At 66.5% G+C, this 15,155-nt stretch carries 13 protein-coding genes; 6 read left to right on the top strand and 7 right to left on the bottom strand.

Annotated elements, in window-relative coordinates; translation table 11 throughout:
* Window positions 1-43 precede the first annotated feature (43 nt).
* The 4 genes from AC1RGE_RS14810 to AC1RGE_RS14795 all read right to left on the bottom strand — a co-directional run bounded on the left by AC1RGE_RS14810 (window position 44) and on the right by AC1RGE_RS14795 (window position 3,978).
* Entirely contained in the window at window positions 44-1,372 is a 1,329-nt protein-coding gene (locus AC1RGE_RS14810; protein WP_492584554.1) for an MFS transporter, read from the bottom strand.
* Between the two features lie 72 nt (window positions 1,373-1,444).
* Window positions 1,445-2,377, bottom strand: a complete 933-nt coding sequence (gene kce, locus AC1RGE_RS14805; protein ID WP_011059820.1) for a 3,5-dioxohexanoate:acetyl-CoA acetone transferase — start codon at window positions 2,375-2,377, stop codon at window positions 1,445-1,447.
* Between the two features lie 99 nt (window positions 2,378-2,476).
* Entirely contained in the window at window positions 2,477-3,265 is a 789-nt protein-coding gene (locus tag AC1RGE_RS14800; protein WP_011059819.1) for an SDR family oxidoreductase, read from the bottom strand.
* A complete protein-coding gene (locus AC1RGE_RS14795; protein ID WP_011059818.1) occupies window positions 3,262-3,978 on the bottom strand; it encodes a GntR family transcriptional regulator in 717 nt (238 codons plus the stop codon). Before AC1RGE_RS14795 ends, AC1RGE_RS14800 begins: the two co-directional genes overlap by 4 nt.
* 298 nt (window positions 3,979-4,276) lie before the next feature.
* Here AC1RGE_RS14795 and AC1RGE_RS14790 point away from each other — a divergent pair, with 298 nt between their 5' ends.
* From AC1RGE_RS14790 to AC1RGE_RS14770, 5 genes are read left to right on the top strand one after another with little or no spacing between them, the layout of a single operon-like run.
* Window positions 4,277-6,397 (top strand): 3-hydroxyacyl-CoA dehydrogenase NAD-binding domain-containing protein, encoded by a 2,121-nt coding sequence (locus AC1RGE_RS14790; protein ID WP_492584553.1) that lies wholly within the window; start codon window positions 4,277-4,279, stop codon window positions 6,395-6,397.
* A gap of 17 nt (window positions 6,398-6,414) precedes the next feature.
* Window positions 6,415-7,596 (top strand): acetyl-CoA C-acyltransferase, encoded by a 1,182-nt coding sequence (locus AC1RGE_RS14785; RefSeq protein ID WP_053149577.1) that lies wholly within the window; start codon window positions 6,415-6,417, stop codon window positions 7,594-7,596.
* 10 nt (window positions 7,597-7,606) lie between these two features.
* A complete protein-coding gene (locus tag AC1RGE_RS14780) occupies window positions 7,607-8,794 on the top strand; it encodes an acyl-CoA dehydrogenase family protein (RefSeq protein WP_161466752.1) in 1,188 nt (395 codons plus the stop codon).
* A gap of 10 nt (window positions 8,795-8,804) precedes the next feature.
* Entirely contained in the window at window positions 8,805-9,938 is a 1,134-nt protein-coding gene (locus AC1RGE_RS14775; RefSeq protein ID WP_492584551.1) for an acyl-CoA dehydrogenase family protein, read from the top strand.
* Between the two features lie 5 nt (window positions 9,939-9,943).
* Window positions 9,944-10,195, top strand: a complete 252-nt coding sequence (locus AC1RGE_RS14770) for a hypothetical protein (RefSeq protein WP_019093304.1) — start codon at window positions 9,944-9,946, stop codon at window positions 10,193-10,195.
* 57 nt (window positions 10,196-10,252) lie between these two features.
* Here the strand turns inward: AC1RGE_RS14770 and AC1RGE_RS14765 are convergent, their stop codons facing one another.
* The 3 genes from AC1RGE_RS14765 to AC1RGE_RS14755 are packed head-to-tail and all read right to left on the bottom strand — an operon-like array spanning window position 10,253 to window position 14,360.
* Window positions 10,253-11,221, bottom strand: coding sequence for an NAD(P)H-dependent flavin oxidoreductase (locus tag AC1RGE_RS14765; protein ID WP_492584549.1), 969 nt, complete (start codon window positions 11,219-11,221; stop codon window positions 10,253-10,255).
* A 31-nt stretch (window positions 11,222-11,252) separates the two neighbouring features.
* Window positions 11,253-12,608 (bottom strand): MFS transporter, encoded by a 1,356-nt coding sequence (locus tag AC1RGE_RS14760; RefSeq protein ID WP_492584547.1) that lies wholly within the window; start codon window positions 12,606-12,608, stop codon window positions 11,253-11,255.
* A 48-nt stretch (window positions 12,609-12,656) separates the two neighbouring features.
* A complete protein-coding gene (locus AC1RGE_RS14755) occupies window positions 12,657-14,360 on the bottom strand; it encodes a long-chain fatty acid--CoA ligase (RefSeq protein ID WP_019093301.1) in 1,704 nt (567 codons plus the stop codon).
* Window positions 14,361-14,682: 322 nt separating this feature from the next.
* On the opposite strand from AC1RGE_RS14755, the gene AC1RGE_RS14750 reads away from it, so the two are divergent.
* Window positions 14,683-15,132, top strand: a complete 450-nt coding sequence (locus AC1RGE_RS14750) for a PaaI family thioesterase (protein ID WP_019093300.1) — start codon at window positions 14,683-14,685, stop codon at window positions 15,130-15,132.
* Window positions 15,133-15,155 lie beyond the last annotated feature (23 nt).

Here is a 15,155-nt window from a genome sequence, read left to right as displayed (position 1 = left end):
GTCCAGGCAAGATCTGCCAAGCGACGCCGCCCCCGGGCAGACCTCAGGCGGAGTTTCTCGCCAGCCCACTCGTCCTCTGCTCACTGCGGTCCTCCTGGCCCTGGCGCAAACGCAGGGCCGCCAATGCCGCCACCAGCAGCACCAGGGCAATCACCTTGAGGCCATTCATGGCATTGCCGGTGCTCATCTCGATCGCGCCCATCACCGAAGGGCCGACAAAACCGCCCAGCAGCCCGCAGGAATTGACGAAGCCCAGGCCACCCGCCAACGCCGCGCCTTTGAGCCGTGAAGCCGGGTACAGGAAGATGATCGACTGCACCACGAAGAACATCAGCGCCGCCACGCAGAACCCCAGCAGGCTGAACACCGGCCCGGAAAACGCCGCGATCGACAGCCCCGCCGCCATCACCAGCAAGCCACAGACCAGCAGGCGCCGCGAGCGTTGCGGGCTGTTGGCCAGCCGGGGCAAGGCGATAGCCCCGACGGCTGCGGCGATCCAGGGCAGCGAGGTCAAAAGGCCAACGCTCATGATGCTCAGGTTGCCGTACTTGCCGATGATGCTGGGGAGGAAAAAGATCACGGTATAGATGGTGATCTGATGGCAGAAGTAGACAAAGATCGCCAGCAGGATCTGTGGCGTGAAGCATTGCCGGAACGAGTGCCCGCCCTGCCCCGCGCCCTCGTCGGCTTCCTGGGCCAGCCGCTGTTCGATGGCCGCCGCTTGCTCGGCGCTCAGCCAGGGAGCACGGCTCGGGCGGTCCGGCAGGCGCCGCCATACCACCCAAGCGAAGAACACCGCCGGCAGGCCTTCGAGCAGGAACATCCACTGCCAGCCGTGCCAGCCCAAAAGGCCGTCCATCTTCATCAGCGCCGCGCCCAGCGGGCCGCCAATGATATTGGCCAGGCACACCCCCAGCAGGAAATAGCCGGTGGCCCGGGCCCGCTGCTGGCGGTCGAACCAGTAGGTCAGGTACAGCATGACCCCGGGAAACAGCCCGGCCTCGGCGATCCCCAGCAGCAGGCGCAGCACATAGAAGGAGGTCTCGCCCTGGACGAAAGCCATGGCGGCGGAGATCAGCCCCCAGGTCACCATGATCCGGGCGATCCAGAAGCGCGCGCCGACCTTGTGCATGATCAGGTTGCTCGGCACTTCGGACAGCGCATAGGTGAGGAAGAACAGTCCGGCCCCCAGCCCGTAGGCCGCGGCAGAAATCCCCAGGTCCACATCCAGCTGATGCTTGGCCAGGGCGATATTGGTGCGGTCGAGAAAACTCAGGACATAGGCCGCGATCAGCAGCGGCATCAGCTTGAGGAACATCAGCCGGGTCAGTTGTTGCGGGTCCCGGGGCGGCGCGGCGGTTGCAGTGTTCATGGGCATATCCCTTTGTAATTGTTATGCGGGATCGCCAGCGCCCGGAAGGCGCCGGCAGCGGGCCTGCGGGGCTTAGAAGGCGACCTGGTCGCGCCCCTTGAGCCCGAGCAGGGTGCGGGCTTCGTCCGCCGTCGCCACCCGGCCGCCCAGGGCCTCGATGACGCTGCGGATGCGTCGTACCTGGTCGGCGTTGCTCGCCGCCAGCTTGCCGGGGCCGTCCCACAGCGAGTCCTCCAGGCCGACCCGGGCATGGCTGCCCATGGCCAGGCCCATGGTCGCCAGGGGAATCTGGTTGCGCCCGGCGCCGAGGATCGACCAATGATAGGCATCGCCGAACAGCCGGTCAGCGGTGCGGCGCATGTGTGCCAGGTCCTCGGGGTGGCCGCCGATGCCGCCCCGCAGGCCGAACACCGACTGGATGAACAGCGGCGCCTTGAGCAGTCCGCGCTCCAGGAAATGCGCAGCGGTGTAGAGGTGGCCGATGTCGTAGCACTCGATCTCGAAGCGCGTGCGGTTCTCGGCACAGGCGCTGAGGATATGGGCGATATCGCGGAAGGTATTGCGGAAAATCCGGTCGTCGCTTTCCTCCAGGTACGGCCGCTCCCAGTCGTGCTTGAACTCGGTGAAGCGGTTGAGCATTTCGTACAGGCCGAAGTTCATCGAGCCCATGTTCAGCGAGGCCAGTTCCGGCTTGAACTCCAGCACCGGTTGCAGGCGCTCCTCGACACCCATGGTCGGCGCGCCGCCGGTGGTGAGGTTGATCACCACGTCGCAGGCGGCCTTGATCTGCGGCAGGAAGCGCCGGAACAGCTCGGGGTCCTGGCTCGGCCGGCCGTCCTCCGGGTCCCGGGCGTGCAGGTGGACGATGGCCGCCCCGGCCTCCGCGGCGGCGATGGCCTCGGCGGCGATCTCCCCGGCCGTGACCGGCAGGTGGGGCGACATGGACGGGGTATGAATGGCACCGGTAACGGCGCAAGTGATGATGACGGGTGTTTTTCCAGGCATGACGGTACTCCGACTTTTATTCTTGATGAAAAAAATCCCAGGGTGTCGCTACAGGTTTCAGCGCCGGCGGTCCTCGCCGGCGCGGCCAGCCGGCGGGAGCTAGAGGTATTCGACGTTGCCGTCGACGCTGATCGCCTGGCCGGTGACGTTGCATGCCGCCGGCGAACAGAGGAACAGCGCCATGGCCGCCACGTCTTCGGCACTGACCATGCGCTTGAGGGAGATCTTCTCCAGGTACTGCTCGCGCATCTGCGCCACCGGTACCCCGGTCTGCTCGGCCCGGGCCTGGATCACCGCCTCCATCCGCGGCCCCTCGACTATCCCCGGCAACAGCGCGTTGACCCGGATATCGCTGGCACCCAGCTCCGCCGCCAAAGACTTCATCAACCCGACAATCGCCCATTTGGTAGCGGCATAGGGCGTGCGCCAGGCGTAGCCCAGGCGCCCGGCCACGGAGGCGATGTGCAGCAGGTGGGCCTTGTCCGAGGCCTTGAGCAGGGGCACCGCGTGGTGGGCGAAGCGGTATTGCGCGGTCAGGTTGATATCGATGGTGCGCTGCCAGTCGGCATCGCTGACGGCATCGATGCCCGCGGTCGGCCCGGCAATGCCGGCGTTGTTGACCAGCACATCGAGGCCACCGAAGTGCTGCACCTGAAGCTTGAACAAGGCTTCGATCTGCGCCGGGTCGGCGACATCGGTACGGGTTGCCAGGGCCTCGGGGTAGCGATCGCGAAAGGCCGCCAGGGCCGCTTCACTGACATCGCACACATGCACCTGGGCGCCGGCTTCAAGGTAGGCAGCGGCCAGCACTTCACCGATGCCCGCCGCGCCACCGGAAATCATCACTCGCAAGCCCGGATAAGGCTGCAAACGCTGAAGGATGCTCATGCCCGGCCTCCTTTGCGCTGTGCTGCGCCGTCGCTCTTGGCCAGCAGGCGGCCCAGGGAATCCGCCGCCTGCATGATGTCGTCGGTGACCGCTGCTCGCGCCGCCGGGCCATCGCCGGCGACCAGGGCCTCGACGATTCGGTTGTGGGCTTCCATGGAACGTTGCAGGTGGGCCTTGTCCGGCGCCACCAGGGCGAAGCAGGGGCCCATGTGCAGCCAGAAGTTCTCCACGGCGGCCATGGTCAGTTCGGCCCGGGCCACCGCATAGATGCGCCGGTGGAAAGCGAAGTTGGTCCACAGGTAGCGGGAGACATCCACCTCGTCGGCGGCCTTCTGCATCTGCCGGCAGAGATCGGCGATCTCCTGCATATCGGCCTTGTGCAGATGCTGCACGGCCTTTTCCGCCAGCAGCCCCTCCAGGGCCACCCGTGCATCACGGATTTCCCGCAGGCGCTCCACCGTCATCATGCGTACCCGCAGGCGGGAGGTTTCCGTGACCTCGAAGGCATTTTCCGCACTCAAGCGCTGCAGGGCTTCGCGCACCGGCATCGGGCTGGAACCCAGGGCTTCGGCCAGGCCACGAATGGTCAGTTTCTGGCCGGGCTGGAATCGGCCACTCATCAAGGCTTCGCGAATCTGTCGATACACCTGTTCCTGCAAGGTATCGCGAGAAACCTGACGCAAGGTAGGCAGGGGGATAGGACCTTCGGACATGGGGGGTGACACCTGTGTTGTGATTCTTGTGGGCAGCAATATGTGATCACAAATCAAATATGTCAAATATTCATCCTCACGTCTCTGAAGCAATCAAGGGCTTAAATCAAGTAAAAAGAATCTTTTTATTCCGCACTGCGAAACACTATTCCGTATTGACCCACTAATTTATTGATGACAGGATTATTTTCACCAGCCGATTCAAACAGCGGAATCCAATCCTGATTTCCGCTCAGCGCCCGGAGCCCCCTGGGCAACCATCGGCCTCACGCTGCCCTTTCCTCCGGAGACTGCTGCAATGAGTCGCGACACCGCCCAGCCCTCTGTGGCATCCGCCCTGCACGGCAACATCCTGGTCCTGACCCTCGACAACCCGCCGGTGAACGCCCTTGGCGTGGAGGTCAGGCGCGGGCTGCTGGCCGCCATGGACAGCGCCGCCGACGATCCGACGGTGGCCGCCATCCTGCTGGCCGGCGCCGGGCGCCACTTCTGTGGCGGCGCCGATATTCGCGAATTCGGCCAGACGCCCCAGGCCCCGGCATTGCCAGCGGTGGTCAAGCGCATCGAGGACAGCGCCAAACCGGTGGTGGCGGCCATCCAGGGCGTGGCACTGGGAGGCGGCCTGGAAGTGGCCCTGGCGGCCCACTACCGCCTGGCCCTGGGCAGCGCCCGCCTCGGCCTGCCGGAAGTGCTGCTCGGCCTGCTGCCCGGGGCCGGTGGCACTCAGCGCCTGCCACGCCTGATCGGTGCCCGGGCGGCCCTGGAACTGATGCTCAGCGGCCGTCACCTGAATGCCCGGGAGGCCCTCGACCTGGGGGTGGTGGACCGCCTGGCGGAGGGTGAGGATGCCCTGGCTGCCGGCCTGGCCTATGCCCGCGAGCTGGTGGACAGCCATGCCGGCGTGCGGCGCACCCGGAACGCCCGGGCCCTGGGCGATCAGCATCTGCAACGCGAACAGATCAACGCCGCCCGCGAACAGCTCACGCACAAGGCCAAGGGCCTGCTGTCGCCGCAGAACATCATTCGTGCGGTCGAGGCGGCCCTTGACCGGCCCTTCGATCAAGGCCTGGAGGAAGAACGCCGGCTGTTCCAGGAATGCCTCGACAGCCCGCAGCGTGCCGGGCTGGTACATGCCTTTTTCGCCGAGCGCGAGGTGCTCAAGGCCCCGGAAACCCGCATCGCCCAGCCTCGCCCCATCGAACAGGTGGCCGTGGTCGGCGGCGGCACCATGGGCGCCGGCATCGCTGTCTCGGCCCTCGACGCCGGCCTGCAGGTCACCATGATCGAGCGCGACCAGCAGGCCCTGGACCGCGGCCGGGGCAACGTCGAGAAGGTCTATGACGGGCTGATCGAAAAAGGCCGCCTGGATGCCGCCGGCAAGGCCGCGACCCTGGCCCGCTTCCGCGCCAGCCTGGACTACCAGGACCTGGCCCGGGCCGACCTGGTGATCGAAGCGGTGTTCGAGGACATGGCCGCCAAGCAGGCGGTGTTCAAGGAACTGGACCGGGTGTGCAAACCTGGCGCGGTACTGGCCAGCAACACCTCCTACCTGGACCTCAACGCCATCGCCGACAGCGTCTCGCGGCCTGCCGATGTCATCGGGCTGCACTTCTTCTCCCCCGCCAACATCATGAAGCTGCTGGAGATCGTGGTCCCGGCCAAGGTCGCACCGGACGTGGTGGCCACGGCCTTCGAACTGGCGAAGAAACTGCGCAAGGTGCCGGTGCGTGCCGGGGTCTGCGATGGTTTCATCGGCAACCGGATCCTCGCGGTCTACCGCCAGGCGGCGGACTACATGATGGAAGACGGCGCTTCGCCCTATCAGATCGACCAGGCCCTGCGCGACTTCGGCTTCCCCATGGGGCCCTTCCAGGTGGCCGACCTGGCCGGCGGCGATATCGGCTGGGCGACGCGCAAACGCAAGGCCGCCACCCGCAATCCCGACGCGCGCTACGTGCAGATTGCCGACCGCCTGTGCGAGCACGGCTGGTTCGGACACAAGACCGGCCGTGGCTACTACCTCTATGCCCAGGGCCCGCGCAGCGCCACCCAGGACCCGGAAGTCCTGGCCATCATCGACGCCGAGCGGGCCCGGGCCGGCATCACGCCCCGCCCCTTCGGCAACCCGGAGATCCTGCGGCGCTACATGGCGGCGATGATCAACGAAGGCGCCAACGTGGTGCACGAAGGCATCGCCCTGCGCCCCCTGGATGTGGACATCACCTTTATCCATGGCTACGGCTTCCCGCGCTATCGCGGTGGCCCGCTCAAGTACGCCGACCAGTACGGCCTGCCCCAGGTGCTGGCGGACATCCGCGAATTCGCCGAACAAGACCCGCTGTTCTGGAAAGCCTCGCCGCTGCTGGAGCAGTTGGTGGAGCGCGGCGAGAACTTCGACAGCCTCAACCACAGCCATTGACTCAAGGAGCACGCGCCATGCGCGAAGCCGTCATCGTATCCACCGCACGCACGCCCCTGACCAAGGCCCACCGCGGCGAATTCAACATCACTCCCGGCCCGACCCTCGCCGCTTTCGCGGTACGCGCCGCCGTGGAACGGGCCGGCATCGACCCGGGGCTGATCGAGGACGCCATCCTCGGTTGTGGCTACGGCGAAGGCACCACCGGGCGCAACGTCGCGCGCCTGGCGGTGGTCCGCGCCGGCCTGCCCATCGGCATCGCCGGCACCACGGTGAACCGCTTCTGCGCCTCCGGCTTGCAGGCCATCGCCATGGCCGCCGGGCGTATCGTGGTCGATGGCGCCCCCGCCATCATTGCCGGTGGCGTGGAAAGCATCTCGCAGATCCGCGGCCGCGGCAGCGACGACCCGGATCTCGATCCCTGGCTCGTGCAGCACAAGCCGGAGCTGTTCCTGCCGATGATCGAGACCGCGGACATCGTCGCCGCGCGCTACGGCATCAGCCGCGAGGCCCAGGACCGTTTCTCGCTGCGCAGCCAGCACAAGACCGAAGCGGCGCAACGGGCCGGGCACTACCGCGAGGAAATCATTCCCTGCACCACCACCATGGCCGTGACCGACAAGCAGAGCGGCGAGGTCAGCCAGCACCAGGTCACGGTGGACGCCGACACCTGCAACCGCCCGGGGAGCACTTACGAGGCCCTGGCCAAACTGGAACCGGTGCTGGGCCCGCAGCGCTTCGTCAGCGCCGGCAACGCCTCGCAACTGTCCGACGGCGCCTCGGCCTGCGTACTGATGGAGGCCCGTGAAGCGGCCCGCGCCAACCTGCAACCGCTGGGCGTGTTCCGTGGCATGGCGGTGGCCGGTTGCGAACCCGACGAAATGGGCATCGGCCCGGTGTTCGCCGTACCCCGGCTGCTGGCCCGGCACGGCCTCAAGGTGGACGACATCGGCCTCTGGGAACTCAACGAAGCCTTCGCCTCCCAGGCGCTCTATTGCCAGCAGCGGCTGGGCATCGCCGATGAATGCCTGAACGTCAACGGCGGGGCCATCGCCCTCGGCCACCCGTTCGGCATGACCGGTGCGCGCCTGGCCGGCCATGTGCTGCTCGAAGGTCGGCGCCGCGGGGTCAAGTACGCCGTGGTCAGCATGTGCATTGCCGGCGGCATGGGCGCCGCCGCGCTGTTCGAAATCTATTGAGGACGCCGACATGGACCTGAGTTTCACCCCCCAAGAAGAAGCCTTCCGCAATCAGGTGCAGGCCTTCCTCGCCGAACACCTGCCCAGCGAACTGAGTGACAAGGTGGCCAATGGCGAACGCCTGTCCAAGGCCGACATGGAGCATTGGCATTCGACCCTCAACACCCGCGGCTGGCTGGCCAACCACTGGCCCGAGGCCTTTGGCGGGCCGGGCTGGAGCGCCGTGGAGAAATTCATCTTCGAACTCGAATGCGGCCTGGCCAACGCGCCGCGCATCGTGCCGTTCGGGGTCAACATGCTGGGCCCGGTGCTGATCAAGTACGGCACCCCACAGCAGCAGGACTACTGGTTGCCGCGCATCCTCGACGGCCGCCACTGGTGGTGCCAGGGCTATTCGGAACCCGGTGCCGGCTCGGACCTGGCGGCGGTCAAGACCACGGCCGTACGCGACGGCGATCACTATGTGGTCAACGGCCAGAAGACCTGGACCACCCTGGGCCAGCACGCCAACATGATTTTCTGCCTGGTGCGCACCGACCGCGAGGCCAAGCCCCAGGAAGGCATCAGCTTCCTGCTGATCGACATGGCCAGCCCCGGGGTCGAGGTGCGTCCGATCATCACCCTGGAAGGCGACCACGAGATCAACGAGGTGTTTTTCACCGACGTGCGGGTGCCGGTGGCCAACCTGGTGGGCGAGGAAAACAAGGGCTGGACCTGTGCCAAGTACCTGTTGACCTACGAGCGCACCAACATTGCCGGGGTCGGCTTGTCCATGGCCGCGCTGCAACGCCTCAAGCGCGTGGCAGCACAGCGCACCCGCAATGGCCGGCCACTGCTGGAAGACCCGCAGTTCGCTGCACGCCTGGCCCGGGTCGAGATCGACCTTGAGAACATGAAGACCACCAACCTGCGGGTGATCGCAGCGGTGGCCGGTGGCGGCGCGCCCGGCGCGGAAAGCTCGATGCTGAAGATCTGCGGCACGGAAATCCGCCAGGAGCTCACCGCTCTGCTGCGCCGGGCCATGGGCCCCGCCGCCCGGGTCATGCAGGACGAAGGCGACACCGGGACGATGGACCTGGGCCCGGCCTTCGCCAGCAGCGCGGCGGCGCAGTACTTCAACAATCGCAAGCTGTCGATCTTCGGCGGCTCCAATGAAATCCAGAAAAACATCATTTCGAAAATGATTCTCGGGCTCTGAGGGTGCGCACATGAACTTCGAACACAGCGCAGAACGGCGCATGCTCGGCGACAGCTTGAACCGCTTTATCGCCCAGCACTACAACCTGGACAAACGCCAGCAGAGCCTGCAGTCAGGCCAGGGTTTCAACTCCGGGATCTGGCAGCAGCTGGCAGAGATGGGGGTGATCGGCGCCCTGTTCAGCGAAGCCGACGGTGGCTACGGCGGCGGTGGCTTCGACCTGGCCCTGGTCTTCGAGGCCGTGGGCCGCGGGCTGCTGGTGGAACCGCTGCTGGGCAGCGCGGTGCTGGCCGGGGACGCCATCGCCAGCGCCGGCACCGAAACGCAGAAGATCGAGCTGGCGCAGATCATCGACGGCAGCCTGATCGCCGCCCTGGCCCATGACGAACCCGACAGCCACTACGAACTCAACCGGGTCGCCTGCCGCGCCGAACCCCAGGCCGACGGCTGGCGCCTGGATGGCACCAAGAGCCTGGTGCTGCACGGCGAGCAGGCCGGGTTGCTGGTGGTGTCGGCCCGCACCGCCGGGACCATTGACGACAGCCAGGGCATTTCGCTGTTCCTGGTGCCCAGGGACACCCCGGGCCTGGAGATCCGCGGCAGCGCCACCCTCGATGGCGGCCCCGTGGCGCAGGTGCGCCTGAACCAGCTGCTTGTGCCGGGCTCTGCCCTGCTGGGCACCCTGCACCAGGGCCATGCCACCCTGGAGCGGGCCATTGGCCGCGGCGTGCTGGCGTTGTGCGCCGAAGCCCTGGGCGCCATGGAGGTGGCCAAAGTGGCGACCCTGGATTACCTGCGCACCCGCCAGCAGTTCGGCCGCCCGATCGGCAGTTTCCAGGCACTGCAACATCGCATGGCGGTGCTGCTGCTGGAGATCGAACAAGCGCGCTCGGCGGTGATCAATGCCGCCTCGGCCCTGGAGGCCGATCGCCTGGACCGCGAGCGCGCGCTGTCAGCGGCCAAGGTCAGCATCGGCCGCATCGGCACCCTGGTGGCGCAAGAATGCATCCAGTTGCACGGCGGCATCGGCATGACCTGGGAGCTGCCCCTGGCCCATTACGCCAAGCGGCTGGTGATGATCGACCATCAGTTGGGGGACGAGGATCACCACCTGCAACGCTACATCGCCCTCGGCAAGCAATAGGCCCCATGAATCGCGGCCCGGGCGGCCACCTGGGCCTGTCGCAAGGGCCGCAGGTGTCGCCGCCTTCCTTGCCCGGTGCGCAGCGCGCTGCCCGACGCTGCGCTCAATCCCCCCTGCTGAACCCAAGCCAAGCCTGGCGCCGCATCAGCGCGGCGCCCGGCAAGGGCGTGGCCGAGGTCGACAACCGCTACCTGGAGGTCATGGAGAGCCTGGCCTACCGCGGCCACGCCCTGAGCCTCATCCACAAGATCTGGTAGATCGCGAAAACGACGCTGCCGGCCATTGCCGGCAGCCTCCCCTTCCCCACTTGTGCGTTACAGCAACCGGGTGCGCAGCTCCTGGCAGGCCTGCTGATACTCCCTGCCCTGGCGCGCCACCAAGTCTCCGGCGCTCGGTACGCCGTCAACCACGCCAATCCCCTGGCCGCAGCCCCAGATCTCCTTCCAGGCCTTGGGCTTGTGCCTGTCTGCGCCGAAGCTCATCTGCGAGGGATCGCTGCTGGGCAGGTCATCGGGGTCCAGCCCCGCAGCCACCAGCGAGGCCTTCAGGTAATTGCCGTGCACCCCGGTGATCAGGTTGGTGTAGACGATATCCTCGGCCGCCGACTGGCTGATCATCTGCTTGTAGCCCGCCACCGCGTTGGCCTCCTGGGTGGCGATAAAGGCCGAGCCGATGTAGGCCAGGTCCGCCCCCAGGGCCTGGGCCGCGAGGATCGAACGCCCCGAGGCAATGGCCCCGGAAAGCAGCAGCGGGCCATCGAACCATTGGCGGATTTCCTGCACCAGGGCAAACGGCGACTGGGTGCCCGCATGCCCTCCGGCGCCGGCCGCCACGGCAATCAGGCCGTCGGCGCCCTTGTCGACGGCCTTGCGCGCAAAACGGTTGTTGATCACGTCGTGCAGCACGATGCCGCCGTAGCTGTGCACCGCCTGGTTGATCTCGGGGCGCGCGCCCAGGGAGGTGATGATGATCGGCACCTTGTGCTGCACGCAGACCGCCATGTCCTGCTCCAGCCGGTCATTGGAGCGGTGGACGATCTGGTTCACCGCAAACGGCGCGGCGGGCCGCTGCGGGTGCAGCCGGTCGTGCTCGGCCAGGGCCTGGGTGATCTGCTCGATCCACTCCCCCAGGCGCTCGGCCGGCCGTGCGTTCAACGCCGGAAAGGAACCGACGATCCCGGCCTTGCACTGGGCGATCACCAGCTCGGGAGTGGAAATGATGAACAGCGGCGCGGCCACCACTGGCAGGCGCAAATGCTGGGTGAGAATCTTCGGCAGGCTCATGTTCGGGCTCCTGGGCAATCCAATGGGTAGTTCATGATTCGGCGACGACCGCAGCGACCTTGGGCACCCGGGCGATGCGCGCGGTCACCAGTACCAGCCCGCCCGCCAGCAGGTACATGACAATCCCCAGGTACATGCTCGACACGTGGCCGCCGGTATGGCTGTTGATCACCCCGTTGAGCCAGGGTGTGACCGCCGGGCCGAGGTTGCCCAAGCTGCTGATGAAGGCAATGCCCCCGGCGGTGGCCGCCACCGACAGGTACTCGCTGACCAGGGCGAAGAAGATCGGCGTGCCGGCCTTGATCCCCACGTAGGCAAAACCCAGGGCCGTAACCGACAGCAGCAGGTGGCCGTTGAGCAAGGTGGTGACCGCCAGGCCGAACACCGCGATGGCCATGCAGCCGACGAAGTGCCAGCGCCGCTCCCGGTGCTTGTCGGAGTGCTGCCCGATCAGCACCATGCCGACGATCCCGACGATATTGGGGATCGCGGTGATCAGCCCGACCTGCAACAGGTCCTTGCTGCCCCAGCCCTGGATCAGGCTCGGCATCCAGAACACCAGCATGTAGGTGGCGCCCAGGAACATGAAATAGGCCGTGGACAGCAGGTAGATCCTGGGGTCGCGAAACATCTGCGCCAGGCTGTCCTGGGATTTGTCCCGGGCGTTCGCCAGATCCTGGGCCATGTCGGCGTCCAGCAGGCGCTGTTCCCCGGGGCTGAGCCAGCGGGCCCGGGCCGGGCTGTCCTGCAGATAGAAAAAAGCCACCACCCCCAGGACACTGGCCGGCAGCCCCTGGATCATGAACATCCATTGCCAGCCGTGCAGGCCGACCGTGCCATCCAGGTACTTGAGGATGCTGCCCGAGACCGGCCCGGCAATCAGCCCGGCGACCGCGGCGGCGGTCATGAAGATGGCGATCACCTGCCCCCGGCGCGGCGCCGGGAACCAGTAGGTGAAATACAGGATCACTCCGGGGAAGAACCCGGCCTCGAAGGCCCCCAAAAGAAAACGCAGAACGTAGAACTGCATCGGGGTGCTGACGAACATCATCGCCGCGGCCACCAGGCCCCAGCAGAACATGATCCGCAACAGGGTCTTGCGCACGCCGCTGCGCTTGAGCATCAGGTTGCTGGGCACTTCGAAGATGAAGTAGCCGATGAAGAAGATCCCCGCCCCCAGGCCATACACCGCATCGCCGAACGGCAGGGTCTGCTTCATCTGCAACTGGGCGTAGCCGATGTTCACCCGGTCCAGAAAGGCCACCATGTAGCACAGCATCAACAGCGGCAGCAGGCGCCAGCGGATCCTGGCGTACAGCGTGTCGAGCTGCCGGGCATGCTCGGGTGAGGCGTGGGGATCCTGGACCGTTATTGTTGTTGTAGTCATTGTCGTCTCCGACGCAGTCGCGGGTTGGCCCGCCAGGGAAATCACTCTTCAGCTATGGGTCGCCTCGCGATCCTGGAGCACGCGCCACATCACCTTGCCGGAGCCGGACTTGGGCAGGCTGTCGACGAACTCCAGCACCCGCGGCACCTTGTAGGCGGCCATGTGCTCGCGCGCCCAGGCGATGATCTCTTCGCTGGCGGTGCGGCCCCGGGCCTCGCTGCGCAGCACCACCAGGGCCTTGACGCTTTCCCCGCGGTAGGCGTCCCGGGTGGCGATGACACAGGCTTCGTGCACCGCCGGGTGCTTGAACAGCAGCGCCTCCACTTCCGCCGGCCAGACCTTGAAGCCGCTGCTGTTGATCATTCGCTTGAGGCGGTCGGTGAGAAAGAAATAGCCCTCCTCATCCATGTGCCCCAGATCGCCGGTACGCAGGAAACGCTTGCCCTCGAACTCGACGAACGCCGCCTCGGTGGCTTCAGGGTTGCGCCAGTAGCCTTTGAACAGCATCGGGCCAGAGGTGATGATTTCCCCCACCTCGCCGGGTGCAAGTTCCTCCAGGGTGCGCGGGTCCACCACCCGTGAATCGACGCCAAAGAACGGCATGCCCAGGCATTGCAGCTTGGCCCGCTCAGGGGGGTTGCCATGGCTGGCGGCGGCGGTTTCGGTGAGGCCGTAGCCTTCGAGAAAAGTCAGGCCGAACTCCTGGCGCAGGCGCTGCGCCACCGCCTCGGGCATCGCCGCCCCGCCACCGTTGATATGCACCAGGCTCGACAGTTCGAAGTCCTGGTAATGGGGGCTGGCGAACAGGTCGATGACCATGGTCGGGATGCAGGTCCAGTGGGTCACCCGGTACCGCGAGATCAGCCGCCCGGCCAGCTCCCGATCCCAGCGCGGCATGATCACCGTACTGGTGGCATCGAACACCGCCCGCAGGACAAAGCACACCAGGCCGGTGATGTGGAAGAACGGCACGACCCCAAGGCCCACCGACTCCACGGTGGATTGGGTCCAACTGCCGCTGACCGCGTTGCTCATCAGGCTGCGATGGGTGTGCATGCAGCCCTTGGGATGGCCGGTGGTGCCCGAGGTGTATTGCAGCAGCGCCAGGTCATCGGCCTGGGCAGTGTGCGGGCCGGGGCAACGTGCCTGGGCCAGGGCCTCGTTCCAGCGCTGGTAGCCCTCGGGCAGCGCTGGCTCGCTGCGCAGCCAGGCATCGATCTCGGCGCTGGCGACCTCCGCCGGGTGCATGTCCGCCGATGCCGGCATGGCATCGCTGTAGCGGGTCACCAAGACCCGGTGCAGTCGCTGCTCGGGTTCGAGGCTGGCATTCGCCGCCTGGGCGATGGGCGCCAGGTCCGCGGCGCAGATCAGTACCCGCGCCTGGGCATCGCCGAGCTGGTAGCTCAGCTCTTGCACCTTGTTCATCGGGTTGATCGGCACCAGCACCGCATTGGCCCGCAGGATGGCGTAGCAGGCGATGATGAATTGCGGGCAGTTCTGCAGGTACAGCGCCACCCGGTCACCGGGCTCGACCCCTTCGCCCTGCAACCAGCCGGCCAGCGCCAGGGCCTCGGCCTGCAACTGGGCAAAGCTCAGCGTGTGGCCGAAAAACCGGTAGGCGACCTTGTCCGGGTAACGCCGGGCCGCCACCTCCAGGTTGAACCAGAGCGAGGTGGCCGGCACCGACAAGGCCAGGGGCAGGCGCTTGGGCCAGACACGGTGATGGGGGCGCTGGGTACGAGCGGTGGACATGGAAGACTCCTTCAAGCCCGGGAATGATCGAGGGAACAGCCATGGACAGCGTCATCCGGTGCCGGCTGGCCAGCCAGGCCGCACGTTGATGGGCCACCGCCCCGGATCGATCCTGCCCCATGCGGGGCGTGATTTTCAACCACTTATATTCCGCTGTGCGAAATAACATTCCATATTGACCAGTAGAATATTCGCTGACATCCTGCATTTCAACGAACTATCTGCCCTGCGAAACACAATCAGAACAATCACTGCTGCCTGGCCACGGGGAACACCTGCCCTCCAGGAAACCCGACCGGGACTGACCCAAGAGCCATCGCCCATGAGTGCCGTACCCGAAGTTTCGATGCTGCAAGGCCTGTTCAGCGGATTCGCGGCCCATCTCGGGTTGAACCTGCGGGAATACCAGCAGGCGCAAACCGTCATCGCGGTCACCGTCCAACCTCATCACCTCAACCAGGCCGGCAATCTGCACGGCGGTGTCATCGCCTCCCTGGCCGACACCGCCATGGGCATGAGCGGCACCTGGCATGCCGACCCCGCCCAGTGGCGGCTGGCCCTGACCCTGTCCCTGAACATCAACTACATGGCCGCGATCCCACCGGCCACCGAGGTCCGGGCCGTGGCCCGCCTGCGCGGCGGCGGGGCCAAGATCTTCATGGCCAGCTGCGACCTGCTGGATGCCCAGGACCGCCTGCTGGCCAGCGCCGAAGGGGTGTTCAAGCGCGGCCGCCTGCGCGCGGCAGCCACTGAGGTTATGGCGTGCCCTTGATTGGCCGGTGATGGCGTCAGGAA

It is taken from the genome of Pseudomonas sp. GW823-FHT02C05, from assembly GCF_058797595.1.
Note: the sequence above shows the minus strand (reverse complement) of the source record. Positions and strands in the feature narration are given on the sequence as shown.